This window comes from Mesorhizobium sp., from assembly GCF_004963255.1.
Classification (GTDB): Bacteria; Pseudomonadota; Alphaproteobacteria; order Rhizobiales; family Rhizobiaceae; genus Mesorhizobium.
In genome coordinates, this window is sequence record NZ_SUGA01000047.1 from 1 (window position 1) to 11,990 (window position 11,990).

Consider the following 11,990-nt stretch of genomic DNA (forward strand, 5'->3'; position numbering starts at 1 on the left):
CCTTCATTCCGGACCTACCGAATCACCAACTCAGTTCCGTGCAAAGCCCTCCTTGCGGGAGAAGGTGGCCTCGCGAAGCGAGGTCGGATGAGGGGTGCTGGAAGGAATGAGGCGGCGGCGATTTCAACCTTATCGCCAAGCTGGAACACCCCTCATCCGTCTCGGCGCTAGCGCGCCGATCCACCTTCTCCCGCAAGGGGAGAAGGAGAAGGTCTGCGATACCTCTCCAGCTCAGGATCGAGATCGACCTTCACCGCATTGGTGAACACGCAGGTCGCCACCATGATGCCGGCGAAGGCGGTGAGGTTGACCAGCAGCGTCTCGTGATAGCGCGCTTTGAGCGCTGCCCAGGTTTCGTCCGGAACGGCGTTCGCGTCGGCGGCGACCGCCTTGCCAAAAGACATCAGCAGCGCCTCATCCACGGTCGGCGCGACCGCTTCGGGATCGAGCCCGTTCTCGATCAGCGCCCGGCGAAAGAAGGTCACCGGGATTTCGGCACGCATCGTCTCGGCGATCGCTTTCGAGAACAGCCAGATGGCGCGGTCGCCGAGCGCGGGCTTGAGAAGATCGCGCAGCGTGAACCATTCGGCGTAAATGCGGTGCGCGGCGGGCGAATGCAGCAGGATGCGCTTCATGTTGGTCATCCGGCCGCGCAGCTTGAGCTCGCGGTCGTGCTCGCCGCGGATGTCGTCGGAGGCGGTGGCATAGTCAATTGCGGAGAGATGCGCCATCGGCCTCACCCGAGCGTGGCGTGAAGCGCCGGCGCGCCGCGCAGCGTGTTGGAGACGGTGCAGATGTCTTCGGCGTCGGCCAGGATGCGCTCTTTGGTCGCCGCGTCGAGGTCGCCGGTGATCTCCAGTTTGACCGTGAATGTCTCGATGCGCGAAGGCTCATCCTTCGCCTTGTCGCCACTCACATTCGCCCTCACCTCGCCGAGCCTGTCGGCGACGCCGAGGCGGGTCGCGGCGATGCGGGCGCTAAGCACCATGCAGGCGGCTAAAGAAGCATAGAGCAGGTCAAGCGGGCTGAAGCCGGGCGCGCTGACTTGCGTGACGACATCGACGGTGCCGCCGGTCGGGGTGGTTATCGTCGGCAGGCCGCCCAGCGGCAGGACGGCAAGCGCGCCGGCGCTGCGGGTTCTGATCTTGAGGTCCGCCATCGTGTCGTCTCCAGTTTGGCGGCTATTGATAGCGGACGGGGTTTGACGAGGACAACCTGCAATGTCAGCGCTGCCCCTCATTGTCCTGCCGGACATTTCTCCCCTTATGGTGACGGGGAGAAAGGGCTTGTCGCGAGCGTCGCGTCCTCGCCTTCTCCCCGTTCACGGGGAGAAGGTGCCCGAAGGGCGGATGAGGGGTAAAGCGGTGCCAGGCAGTTAAACTTGGCGCCCTACGAAGGCCCCTCTCCGTCCGCTTCGCGGCTCCCCGCCTTTGGCGGGGCGAGGAAAACGCTACTTCGTCAGATCCAGCGCCGCCGTCAGATCGCCCATCGGCGGCTGGTCGTTGTTGCGCAGCGCCTTGTCGCGGGCGACGATGCCTTGCAGCACCGGCAGGTCGTAGCGGTTGGTGATGAAGCGCAGGATCGAGGTGGTGTCGTACTGCGTGTGGTCGACCATGCCCATCTTCGCATAGGGCGAGATGATGAAGGCCGGGACGCGGTTGCCGGGACCCCAGCGATCGGCCTTGGGCGGCGCGACGTGATCCCAGAAGCCGCCATTCTCGTCATAGGTGACGACCACCAGCATATGGGCCCATTGCGGGCTCTTCTCCAGATGCGAAACGATGTCGGCCAGATGCTGGTCGCCCGAGGTCACGTCGGCATAGCCGGCATGTTCGTTGAGGTTGCCCTGCGGCTTGTAGAAGGAGACCTGCGGCAGCTTGCCGTCGTCGATCGCCTTGATGAACTCTTCGCCGCCGAGGCCGCCATCCTTGATGTGCTCGGCGCGCGCGGCTGTGCCCGGCGCATAGGCCGCGAAATAGTTGAAGGGCTGGTGGTGGAACTGGAAGTTCGGCACCGGCGTCGCGTTCTTGCCGTCGAGCGCGGCCTGCCAGGCTCCTGAATACCAGGCCCAGGAAACGCCCTTGAGCGACAGGAGATCGCCGATGGTGATCTCGTGCTGCGGCGGCAGCGTGGTCGGCGCAGCCGGATCGGCGAGCGCCTTGTCGCCGCCCTCGGCCGGCTTGTTGGCGCTCGGCTGGTATGGCGGCTGCATGGTGTTGACGGCATAGAAATCGGGCGTGATGGCGCCGTCATTGGCGAATTTCGGCACGCCGCCAAGCGCCGAGGCGGGCGAATTGTCGGCCGGCTTCAGCGTCACGCCATCCGGCTCGACCACCGCGATCTGGCCCTTCACCGGGCTGGTGTCGGCATTCGGATAATAAGGCACGCAGGCGCAAGCCAGCATGAAGTGGTTGAGGAAGGAGCCGCCGAAGGCGCCCTGGAAGAAATTGTCCGCCAGCACGTATTTCTTGGCGATCGCCCACATCGGCAGGTTGGAGCCGTCGTAGTGGCCCATCACCAGCGAGCCGGAATCGGCCCAGGCGACGAATTTGTCGTTCTTGCCGCCGTCGATCTGCATCTGCTCCTGGTAGAAGCGGTGCCAGAGATCATGCGTGACGACGTTGGTGCCCTCGTTGAAGCCCTTGGGATCGTCGATGGCGAATGTCGCATTGGCAAGATGCGCGCTCTGCGCTTCCGTCACCGCCGGCGTCACGCCCTTGCCGGTCAGCCCGCCCCAGGCCGGCGGCAATTCGGAAAGCGGCGTGCCGTCACGGTCGAACTGGCGCGCCTGGCCGGGCGACACATTCGCCAGGCCGTTGGCGCCGGGGAAGCCGCCATAGAGGTTATCGAAGCTGCGGTTCTCGGCGTAGATGACGACTACGGTGTCGATCTTGTCGTAGCCGGGAGGAGCCGCATGGGCAGCGGCAGAGAGCGATGCCAGCGCCGTGGTGGCGAGGCAAAGGGAGAGAAGGGACCGGGTCATTGAAGGATGCCTCGTGGCTGGGGAATGGCTGGAGGACGGCAATGCAGGAACGCAACTGCATCAATGCCCAGCTACTTCGACGCCTTGTCACCTTTGTGACAGTTCCGTCCCCGCCGGACACGGTTTCGTGAGCGGGAAAGCCGGTCATCAATCCGTTGCACTCGATCCTTACCTCGCGAAGGAAACTTGGCGAAAGAAATCAAGGATGTCGCCGAAGACGATGGGATTGAGGAATCACGCGATCGCCCTTGTGGCGGCTTCGATCGTCGGCTTCACCGCGCCTGCCAGCACGGCTGAGCCGTCCAGCGTCCATCCCGGCCCGATGTCGCGCCAGGAAGCCTTCGCCCGCGCCGAAGCGCTGACGGCGCTCGGGCGGCGGATGTTCTTCGACCCTTCGCTGTCGGCTTCCGGCAAGCAGGCCTGCTCGTCCTGCCACGACCCCAACCACGCCTTCGGACCGGCCTCGGCCTCGCCGGTCGAGATGGGCGGAGCCAAGCTCGACCAGCCCGGCGTTCGCGCCGTGCCGTCGCTGCGCTATTTGCAGGCAGCGCCAGCCTTCACCGAGCATTTCTACGACTCCGAGGACGAAGGCGACGAGAGCATCGACAACGGCCCGACCGGCGGCCTGACCTGGGATGGCCGCGCCGACCACGGCAAGGACCAGGCGAGGATCCCGCTGCTCTCGCCCTTCGAGATGGGCAACAAGGACGAGGCTGAGGTGGTCGCCAGCCTGCGCAAGGCGCCCTATGCCGACGCCTTCAAGGCCGCCTTCGGCGCCGATGTCTTCGACCATCCGCAGGACGCTTTCGACGCCGCGGTGGAAGCGCTCGGCACCTTCGAGCAGAGCAGCGCCGATTTCTATCCCTATTCAAGCCGCTACGACGGCTTCCTCGCCGGCAAGGCGCAGCTTTCGGCGCAGGAATTGCGCGGACGCATGCTGTTCGAGGACGAGGCGAAGGGCAATTGCGCGAGCTGCCATCTCAGCGAGCCCGCCAATGACGGCGAGCCGCCGCAATTCACGGACTACGGCCTGATCGCCATTGCCGTGCCGCGCAACCCGGCGATCCCCGCCAATGCCGATCCAGGCTATTTCGACTTTGGCCTGTGCGGCCCGCTTCGCACCGACTTCAAGGGCCGCGCCGAATATTGCGGCCTGTTCAAGACGCCGACACTGCGCAACGTGGCCTTGCGCAAAAGCTTCTTCCACAATGGTTATTTCCACACGCTGCGCGACGCGGTCGCCTTCTATTCCAGCCGCGACACCGATCCGGCGCGCTGGTACCCGAAGAATGCCGACGGCACGGTCGACAAATTCGACGATCTGCCAAGAGCTTACTGGCCGAACCTCAACACCGACCCGCCGTTCAACGGCAGAAGGCCCGGCGACAAGCCGGCGCTGACCGATGCCGAGATCGACGACATCGTGGCCTTCCTCGGCACGCTGACCGACGCCGACCAGGCGGGGCACTGAGGCTGGGGGCCAGTCAGAAAGGCGCGCCGCAAGATTGATTCAAGGCGGCGCGGGCTCGGTTGCCGCTTCTCATTGCGTGAGCGCGTAGCGGCTCACCACCATGCCGCAGGCATAGGACTTCGAGCCGAGGAGCGTCAGCCTGGCGAACCCGCCTTGATCGAAGATGCGACGGCCTTTCCCCAGCGCCGCCGGATTGATGAAAAGCTGGAACTCGTCGACCAGGCCGGCGGCGATCAGCGCCGAGGCGAAGCCGGCGCCGCCGAACACGGCGATGTCGCCGCCTTCGCCCTGCTTCAGCGCATCCACCTCGCGCGGCAGGTCGCCGCTTACGACCCGCGTGCGCTCCCACCGCGACGCTGCAAGCTTGTCGCTCGCGACGACCTTCTCGGCCTCGACGATGCGCTGCGCGAAAGCATAGAAGCAATCCTTCGGATATTTCTTGGCCGCATTGCCCCAATGGGTAAGGTAGCCCTCCTCCGCCATCTTGCGGCTCAACAGGATGGTGCCGACGGTCGTGAAGACGGCATTGAAATCCTGCTTCAATTCCTCGTCCCAGTCGCTGTCGTCGCCCCATTCCCAAAGCTGCCAGCGACGATCCTCATCGGAACCGACAAAGCCGTCCACCGACATTTGCATCTGAAGGATCAGCTTCCTCATGCTCATTCTCCTCGCCAATGATTTACTTTTGGAATCGTTTGACGCAAAGCGGAAATGGTGTCAATAGTAAATTGATTTACAAATGGAAGCATATTGATGGCGACCAAGGGACGGTCCGGCTGCCCGATCAGCCTCTCGCTCGAATTGCTCGGCGACCGCTGGACGCTGCTCATCATCCGCGACCTGGCTTTCGCCGGGAAACGGCATTTTCGCGAATTCCTGCAGTCCGACGAAGGCATCTCGTCGCGCACGCTGGCCGAGCGGCTGCAGACGCTGCAGGACGAAGGCATCCTCACCCGCAGCGACGACCCCAGCCATGGCCTGAAGGCGATCTACCGGCTGACTGAGGCCGGCATCGACCTGTTGCCGGTGCTGGCGACGCTAGGCGCCTGGGGCAGCAAACACCGCAAGGCCGACGACAAACTCGCCCGGATCGCCAATGACATCGCGGCCAGCGGCGAGCCGGCGCTGGAGCGGATGAAAGAGACGCTCAGGGGGCAACATCTGGGATAGCAAGGCGGAACACCGCGCTCCGCCGGCGACCTGTGTCCAAACGCTTGGGTCAGCGGGCGGCCTTGCGTGGCCAATGCGTCGAGGCAAATGCAACACCCGCATGCCGTCCGCCGATTTGTCTCGCATTTTCACAGTTGGCCATGAGCGTCGACGATCTTAGCCAGCCTGTCCGCTTTGCGGCGGCCCCCACGGCTCCTCGGCCGGTGGCTCCCCGGGAAGCCCCAATCGCAGCCGCTCCTCCTCGGCGAAGCTCTCGGCCTGTTCGTGAATATCGAACATTTGCTGCGTCAGCCTGCCACCGTCGACGACGCGCACGATCCATTGGCCATTGACGGCTTTTACACGGACGCTGTCTGGCTCGCTTGTTATCATATCTACGGCCCCCTGCCCTTCGGCCCAAGTATTTGGCCTAGATCGAATACGATCTAGGGCGGCTAGAGTTGCCGAAAAGCGGAGCTGGCCGACCTTTAGTGCAAGGCACTCGCCGATATTCAATAGATTTGTTAAATTCGACGGATAAAAACGAGTATGGCGCGCCTACGTCGCCTCATCCGAGCAAAGACTACATAAACTTGCGGAGGAATGGGCGGCCCGGCTGCCTTGGGGGGTGATACTGGGTTCGGCGGCCGGGCCTGACCGGAGTTTGCGAGGCCGCCGGCTACAGGAAAGGATGCGCTCGTGCCCATGCGAGGGCAAGAACGACCTAGGCCCTAGGACCAAAGCTGCAAGCGCAGGGGCCGAAGTGGACCAATCACAATCAGACTGGAAACCACCTGAAGCCGGCCGCGCGCGTCAAAAGCCGAAATAATGCCGGCCGACGAGATAGCCGAGCGCCGCGACCACCAGCGGAAACAGCGCCGGCGCCGCCCTGCTGAACAGCGAGACACTTATCTCCTTGGCTGGAGCGCTGGGTTTGGCATTGCCGAGATTCTTGGTCATAAGCTCGCTACCGGTTGGGGCTGGTTGCCGGCGGAGCCATTAAATTAGAAGTCGCTTATTAAGTTTCCGGCAAGCCCAACGCTACAATTCGCGGCAATTTATTTCGATTGCTGGGTGCGCTCGGCAAGCGCGAAAGCCTGGAGGTTGCGCGATTTGCCGGGGTCATGGTCGGCATTGGCGATGATGGCGTGGAAGGCGGCGCGGGCGATGTCCTTCTTCCTGGCGTCGGGATGCTCCTTGCGCACCGCCTTGACCAGATCCTTCGGCGTCATGCTGGGGGTGACGAGGCGCATCAGCGTGTCGCCTATGGCCTGCAATTCACTGGCATCCATAACGATGACCCTGTTTTGACGACATAAGCCTAGCATATAGGGGGGCGAGCGCGTCACTTTGTGATACGCGCCGGTCAAAATCGGAGTGGGCGATGGTCTCCATACCTACGCCGTGGATGATCGGGATCCGAAATGGCCAAAGGCGAATTGAAGGGCGGCAAAGGCTGGTGACCTTGCCGCCTTCGGCGGACTTTTCCTGACCGCATTCGCCGCCGCGACCATCCTGCCGCTGCAATCGGAAGCACTTCTGGTCGGCCTTCTCCTGGCCGGGACCCATTCGCCGGCCGCGCTGGTTCTGGTCGCGACGATCGGCAACGTGCTTGGTTCGGTGGTCAACTGGCTGCTGGGGCGCGGCATTGATCGCTTCCGCGACCGCAAATGGTTTCCGGCAAAGCCTGCCGCGCTCGACCGCGCGGCGGCGCGCTATCACCGTTACGGACGATGGAGCCTGATGCTGAGCTGGGCTCCGTTTATCGGCGATCCGCTGACGGTGATGGCCGGCGTGCTGCGCGAGCCCCTATGGAGCTTTGCCGCCATCGTCACCGTCGCCAAGGGCGGCCGGTACCTGGCGGTGGCGGCCGCAACCCTTGGCCTCTGGTGGCCGCGCCTCCCCTGACGGCCTCACTCGACTTTGCGCCGGAACTTCGAATGGCAGCTCGTGCAATCCTGCAGGATCAGGTGCAGGAGATGTTCCGCCGGCATGGTGGCCGGATCGGCTTCAGCCGCGCCCAGGCGCTTGCCGAGCAGGCTGCCGCCATCCATCGGCGGCCCGGTCATCCGCATGTCGGCGGTGATCCCGGGCGGCGCGTTCCTGGCCTTTGTCGAGAGCGCGTCGGCGAGCCGGCCGATATGGCGCGCGAGGGCCTCGAACTCCGGACGGGCCTGGTCGATCTCCGGTTTGGCGTGCGATGGCGCGCCAAGCGTGCCCTGCGGGAATTCGCCGGTCAGGCCGCCGGCGCGGGCGCTCAGCGCGTCCGCCGCCGCCTTGAAGGCCGCCGGCTCATAGGCGCGCCTGCCGTCGAACATTTCGGCGATCACCCTGGCGGCGGCCGCCATCTGCTTCATCGAGGCCTGACGCGCCGCCACGATGGGATCTCCCGGCCCCGCAGCCAGCGACGGAGCAAGGATCAACGGGCCGGCGAGCGCCAGCAACGCCGCCCCCAGAATGACGCGAGACCTCATGCCTGCACGTCGACGATGCCCGTCATGCCGAGCTGCTCATGCTCGAGGATGTGGCACTGGTACATGCGCGCGCCCGGCCTTTCCTGGCGCGTGAGAAGCCGCACCCGTCCGCTCGCGGCATTCATCGTCATGGCCTCGGGGAGGACGAGGCGGCGGCTGACGGTGGGAGCCCCAAGCGGCGCGATCGGCCGCAGCCGTTCGGGCAGCGGCGGCATCGCCTCGGCCGGCGTTTCGGAAGCATCGACCGACAGCATCTTTTTCTCCTGGATCGCGATTGGGAGGACGCCGCCGGGACGATCCTTTGCGAACGCTACGGGTTCCAGTAACTGGAAGGTCAAGAGGGATATCGCGGGCGGAAGCTGCCCCATCGCGGTGACTTTTTTTGGGGGTGTTTGTCCGGATGGCGCAAAAAGCGGTCCTGGACCGCGGCCCGATCGGCTGGTCCATAACATTTCCGGCCTGCCTGTTTCAAGGTTTGCCGAATAGTCGCATTTTGACCCCAATCGGCCTCTAGGCGGCTGAAGATGTCGCGGTTCCGTTGTTCACGGTTTCTTGACAGAGGCCGGAAAAACGGGCAGCAAAGCGGGTGAGGGAGAGCATTTTTACCGTGGCGTAGACCATGGAGGGCTCTTTTTTCGTGTGGACCGTCGCCAAATCGGCGATTGGTGGAGGGATTGGTTAACCATCTTTGTCCATCTTTTGAATCAATCGGCAACAGACGCGTGAAGGTGCAGGGGGCACCAGCGAACTGTGATCGTGACGGGTGCCAGGTGCGAAAACCGGCATGCCGATTGAGAGTGGTCGTATGGCGTTTTTGCGTTTGAAAAACCGGGGTGACGCTCCTCATGGGGAGGTAACTTCGAAAAAGTCTGGTCATCGTTGGGTTCTGGTGCCTGCTGTCGGCGCCGCCCTCGCTTTATGGTCCGCCGCCACCTTGGCGGGGCTCTATTCTGTGAGCACCTCACTGACCGCCGCTTCCAACGGATTGCCGCAAGGAATGCTATCGCCGCGCACCATCGCGTTTGGCGACCAGCGCCGGCAGATCGCCAATGCCTGGGCGCCGCATCTTGGCGTCAATGGCGGCTACAAGGCTGCCTCGCTCACCGGCGGCTGCGATGCCGGCTGCTTCAGCCTTGCGACAAGCTTCAGGCATGACGGCCAAGCCATTGAAAAACTGAAGAATAATGGCCACGACGGCAAGATGGCGCGGCTTAAGCTGCCGTCGCCCGACAGCGTGGCGCATGAAAAGGCCGTGGTGGTGGCTTCGGCCGCCGGAGCCGCCGACCGCTTCGATGGCGTGGTGAAGCGCGCGGCGCTTTCGCCGCAGAAACTCGCCGAAGCCTTTGCCCGTGCCGAGAGCGCGCCGTTCCTGCTGGCCAGCCTGCCTTCGGCAAGCCGCTTCGGCGGCGCGCAGCCGGAGGCTCCGATCGAGGCCCGCTTCGGTCCGCAACCGGCCGAGACCGCCGGCGCTTCCGAACTGGCGCTGGCGCTCGCCAACGTCGCGCCCGAGGACACTGCGGATGTTCCGACCGCCGTCGCGCTGCAGAACAGCCACGCGCCCGATGTCGCCGACAAACAAGACAATGGGCAGGACGGCGAATACCAGGTCGCCTCGCTGCCGCCGCAGGACGATCTGCCCGATAGCATTGCCGTGCCCGGTCTTCGGCCGCGCACCACGCTCGAGCGCGCCACCGAGGCGCCTGAACAGAATGCAGCCAAGCCGCAGAAGCCGGAGGCCGTGAAGCCGCAGGCGGCCAAGGCCAAGCCGCAGCCGGCCGAATCCGACACTGCGCAAAGCGCGCCGACGGCGGTTTCACCGAGGAGCGGCGACCAGGCCCTGCCCGGCGTGGCGAATTCGAAGCCGATAGTGGCCGACACCAAGCCCGGCAAGCGCAAGGCGCAGGCGTCGGAGATGCTCGCCTATGCCAAGCCGGATACGCCGGAGCGCGGCAACCTGGGCGGCGCTTTCCGTAACCTGTTCAACGGGCCTTCGACGGGCAATGGCGTCGCCGTCTACGATATTTCGGCGAGAACCGTCTACATGCCTGACGGTTCGAAGCTGGAGGCGCATTCGGGCTACGGCTCGATGGTCGACCAGCCGCGCTTCGTCAACCGCAAGAATGTCGGCCCGACGCCGCCGGACACCTACAATCTGTCGATGCGTGAATCGCGCTTCCATGGCGTCGAGGCCATCAGGCTCACGCCGACCAGCGGCAGCAACAAATATGGCCGCAACGGCTTGCTTGCCCACACTTACATGCTGCGCGGCGGCCGTGCGGAATCCAATGGCTGCGTCGTCTTCAAGGACTATCACCGCTTCCTTGCCGCCTACAAAAGCGGCAAGATCAAGCGCCTTGTCGTCGTCCCACGCCTGACAAGCTCCCCCACCCGGGTCGCCCAGGAAGGCCGCCAGGGTTAAGCCTGCTCCTGCCGGCGAACGTGTCGCCGGCATTTGTTAGTCCCCACTTGCTGGTCCGAAGGGCCTCGCGCCAAAACGCGCTTTGGCCACTGGTGCCGTCGCGGCTCGCAGCCGTGGCGACAATCTGACCTGGGAGCGATAACGACCCTTCCCAGGACGTAGATATGGCGCAGCCCGGGCTTGCGGCAAGACCCCGGGCATAGCGTATCAACGCTGCTCCGAAAAAAGAAAAACGGAGCACTGAATGCGGATCTTGTTATCGACTTACGGCTCGCGCGGGGACGTCGAACCATTGGCGGCGCTGGGCGCGGCCTTGCAGGCGCATGGCGTCGAGGCCCGGGTGAGCGCGCCGGGCGACGCGGAGTTTGCGACGCTGGCCGCTCGCGCCGGCGTGGCTTTTGCGCCGGCCTTCGCGCCGGTGCGCGAATGGGCGAAGGAAATGGTCAACCGGTCGCGATCGGCGTCGCCCGAGGACCGGGCCAGGCTCATCTCCGGCCAGGCGGCCGAGATCGCCGCCAGGCAATATGAGGCGCTGAGCGCGGCCGCCGAAGGCTGCGACGCGGTGGTGGCGTTCGGCCTTTTCCCATCCTGCGCCGCCGCGCGGCTGGTCGCGGAACAACGCGGCATGCGTTACATGCTCGGCACGTTCTGCCCCATCTGGCTGCCGTCGCAGCACAACCGGCCGCACGAATATCCTGGACATCCGCTGCCGGCCGGCGTGACCGACAACCGCCTGCTGTGGGAGACAGACATCCGGACCAAGAACGCGCTCTTCGGCGAGGCGGTCAACGGCCAGCGCGCATCGCTCGGCTTGCCGCCGGTGCAGAATGTCCGGGACTATGTCTACGGCAATCCCGTCCTGCTCGCCTGCGACCCGGTGCTGGGGCCATGGCTGCCCTCGGACCTGATCGACGCCGTGCAGACCGGCGCCTTTATCCTGCCGGACGAACGGCCCCTCCCCGATCGGCTCGATGCGTTCCTCGATGCAGGCCCGCCGCCGGTCTATGTCGGCTTCGGCTCGATATCGGTCGCGAGCGAAACCGGCCGCGCCGCCATCGAAGCGATCCGCGCCAAGGGCCTGCGCGCGGTGCTCGCAAAGGGCTGGGCCGGGCTCGGCCTCGTCGACGATGGCGACGACTGCTTCGAAGTTGGCGAGGTCAACCAGCAGGCGCTGTTCGGCCGCGTCGCCGCGGTCATCCATCACGGCGGCGCCGGCACCACCGTTGCCGCCGCGCGGGCCGGAGCGGCGCAGGCGATCGTGCCACAGATCGGCGACCAGCCTTACTGGGCCAAGCGCGTGGCCGAGCTGAGCATCGGAGCTGCGCATGGCGGTCCGGTGCCGACGGCGCACTCCTTGTCGGCGGCATTGGACGTGGCGCTGGCGCCCGAAATCCGCGCTCGCGCGGCGGAAGTGGCTGGCAAGATCCGCGCCGACGGCGCCGAGGTGGCGGCAACGCTGCTGATTGAATTGCTGGGCCAATCCAGCCCGTAAAC

14 protein-coding genes are annotated in these 11,990 nt (G+C 64.9%); 5 read left to right on the forward strand and 9 right to left on the reverse strand.

Going from position 1 to position 11,990, the window contains the following annotated elements; genetic code table 11:
* Nucleotides 1–167: 167 nt before the first annotated feature.
* From E5X34_RS29535 to E5X34_RS29545, 3 genes are all read right to left on the reverse strand, one after another.
* Nucleotides 168–731, reverse strand: coding sequence for a hypothetical protein (locus tag E5X34_RS29535; protein ID WP_292572307.1), 564 nt, complete (start codon nt 729–731; stop codon nt 168–170).
* A gap of 5 nt (nt 732–736) precedes the next feature.
* Nucleotides 737–1,159 (reverse strand): OsmC family protein, encoded by a 423-nt coding sequence (locus E5X34_RS29540; RefSeq protein WP_292572310.1) that lies wholly within the window; start codon nt 1,157–1,159, stop codon nt 737–739.
* A gap of 291 nt (nt 1,160–1,450) precedes the next feature.
* A complete protein-coding gene (locus E5X34_RS29545; RefSeq protein WP_292572313.1) occupies nt 1,451–2,983 on the reverse strand; it encodes an acid phosphatase in 1,533 nt (510 codons plus the stop codon).
* Nucleotides 2,984–3,188: 205 nt separating this feature from the next.
* On the opposite strand from E5X34_RS29545, the gene E5X34_RS29550 reads away from it, so the two are divergent.
* Nucleotides 3,189–4,454, forward strand: coding sequence for a cytochrome-c peroxidase (locus E5X34_RS29550; protein WP_292572316.1), 1,266 nt, complete (start codon nt 3,189–3,191; stop codon nt 4,452–4,454).
* A 69-nt stretch (nt 4,455–4,523) separates the two neighbouring features.
* On the opposite strand, the gene E5X34_RS29555 is transcribed toward E5X34_RS29550, so the two are convergent.
* Nucleotides 4,524–5,111 (reverse strand): dihydrofolate reductase family protein, encoded by a 588-nt coding sequence (locus E5X34_RS29555; protein ID WP_292572318.1) that lies wholly within the window; start codon nt 5,109–5,111, stop codon nt 4,524–4,526.
* A gap of 96 nt (nt 5,112–5,207) precedes the next feature.
* On the opposite strand from E5X34_RS29555, the gene E5X34_RS29560 reads away from it, so the two are divergent.
* A complete protein-coding gene (locus tag E5X34_RS29560; RefSeq protein ID WP_292572321.1) occupies nt 5,208–5,624 on the forward strand; it encodes a helix-turn-helix domain-containing protein in 417 nt (138 codons plus the stop codon).
* Between the two features lie 156 nt (nt 5,625–5,780).
* On the opposite strand, the gene E5X34_RS29565 is transcribed toward E5X34_RS29560, so the two are convergent.
* From E5X34_RS29565 to E5X34_RS29575, 3 genes are all read right to left on the reverse strand, one after another.
* Nucleotides 5,781–5,939 carry a hypothetical protein gene (locus E5X34_RS29565; RefSeq protein WP_292572324.1) on the reverse strand — a complete coding sequence of 53 codons (159 nt, stop codon included), beginning with the start codon at nt 5,937–5,939 and terminating at the stop codon, nt 5,781–5,783.
* Between the two features lie 477 nt (nt 5,940–6,416).
* Nucleotides 6,417–6,563: a hypothetical protein gene (locus tag E5X34_RS29570; RefSeq protein WP_292572326.1), complete on the reverse strand. Its 147-nt coding sequence runs from the start codon at nt 6,561–6,563 to the stop codon at nt 6,417–6,419.
* Nucleotides 6,564–6,661: 98 nt separating this feature from the next.
* A complete protein-coding gene (locus E5X34_RS29575) occupies nt 6,662–6,895 on the reverse strand; it encodes a hypothetical protein (protein WP_292572329.1) in 234 nt (77 codons plus the stop codon).
* 196 nt (nt 6,896–7,091) lie between these two features.
* On the opposite strand from E5X34_RS29575, the gene E5X34_RS29580 reads away from it, so the two are divergent.
* Nucleotides 7,092–7,511: a YqaA family protein gene (locus E5X34_RS29580; RefSeq protein ID WP_292572442.1), complete on the forward strand. Its 420-nt coding sequence runs from the start codon at nt 7,092–7,094 to the stop codon at nt 7,509–7,511.
* Nucleotides 7,512–7,516: 5 nt separating this feature from the next.
* Here E5X34_RS29580 and E5X34_RS29585 read toward each other — a convergent pair whose 3' ends face one another.
* Nucleotides 7,517–8,077: a cytochrome c gene (locus tag E5X34_RS29585; protein ID WP_292572331.1), complete on the reverse strand. Its 561-nt coding sequence runs from the start codon at nt 8,075–8,077 to the stop codon at nt 7,517–7,519.
* Nucleotides 8,074–8,331, reverse strand: a complete 258-nt coding sequence (locus tag E5X34_RS29590) for a multicopper oxidase domain-containing protein (protein ID WP_292572334.1) — start codon at nt 8,329–8,331, stop codon at nt 8,074–8,076. Before E5X34_RS29590 ends, E5X34_RS29585 begins: the two co-directional genes overlap by 4 nt.
* A gap of 698 nt (nt 8,332–9,029) precedes the next feature.
* Between E5X34_RS29590 and E5X34_RS29595 the strand changes: the two genes are divergently transcribed.
* Both E5X34_RS29595 and E5X34_RS29600 read left to right on the forward strand, forming a co-directional pair.
* Nucleotides 9,030–10,496, forward strand: a complete 1,467-nt coding sequence (locus tag E5X34_RS29595) for a tlde1 domain-containing protein (protein ID WP_292572337.1) — start codon at nt 9,030–9,032, stop codon at nt 10,494–10,496.
* 244 nt (nt 10,497–10,740) lie between these two features.
* Nucleotides 10,741–11,988, forward strand: a complete 1,248-nt coding sequence (locus tag E5X34_RS29600; RefSeq protein ID WP_292572340.1) for a glycosyltransferase — start codon at nt 10,741–10,743, stop codon at nt 11,986–11,988.
* The last annotated feature ends 2 nt before the right edge of the window (nt 11,989–11,990 follow it).

Excerpts from the sequence above, each read along its gene's own strand:
- E5X34_RS29535 (WP_292572307.1), bottom strand. The coding sequence starts at position 731 with ATGGCGCATCTCTCCGCAATTGACTATGCCACCGCCTCCGACGACATC.
- E5X34_RS29540 (WP_292572310.1), bottom strand. The coding sequence starts at position 1,159 with ATGGCGGACCTCAAGATCAGAACCCGCAGCGCCGGCGCGCTTGCCGTC.
- E5X34_RS29545 (WP_292572313.1), bottom strand. The coding sequence starts at position 2,983 with ATGACCCGGTCCCTTCTCTCCCTTTGCCTCGCCACCACGGCGCTGGCA.
- E5X34_RS29550 (WP_292572316.1), top strand. The coding sequence starts at position 3,189 with ATGTCGCCGAAGACGATGGGATTGAGGAATCACGCGATCGCCCTTGTG.
- E5X34_RS29555 (WP_292572318.1), bottom strand. The coding sequence starts at position 5,111 with ATGAGGAAGCTGATCCTTCAGATGCAAATGTCGGTGGACGGCTTTGTC.
- E5X34_RS29560 (WP_292572321.1), top strand. The coding sequence starts at position 5,208 with ATGGCGACCAAGGGACGGTCCGGCTGCCCGATCAGCCTCTCGCTCGAA.
- E5X34_RS29570 (WP_292572326.1), bottom strand. The coding sequence starts at position 6,563 with ATGACCAAGAATCTCGGCAATGCCAAACCCAGCGCTCCAGCCAAGGAG.
- E5X34_RS29575 (WP_292572329.1), bottom strand. The coding sequence starts at position 6,895 with ATGGATGCCAGTGAATTGCAGGCCATAGGCGACACGCTGATGCGCCTC.
- E5X34_RS29585 (WP_292572331.1), bottom strand. The coding sequence starts at position 8,077 with ATGAGGTCTCGCGTCATTCTGGGGGCGGCGTTGCTGGCGCTCGCCGGC.
- E5X34_RS29590 (WP_292572334.1), bottom strand. The coding sequence starts at position 8,331 with ATGCTGTCGGTCGATGCTTCCGAAACGCCGGCCGAGGCGATGCCGCCG.
- E5X34_RS29600 (WP_292572340.1), top strand. The coding sequence starts at position 10,741 with ATGCGGATCTTGTTATCGACTTACGGCTCGCGCGGGGACGTCGAACCA.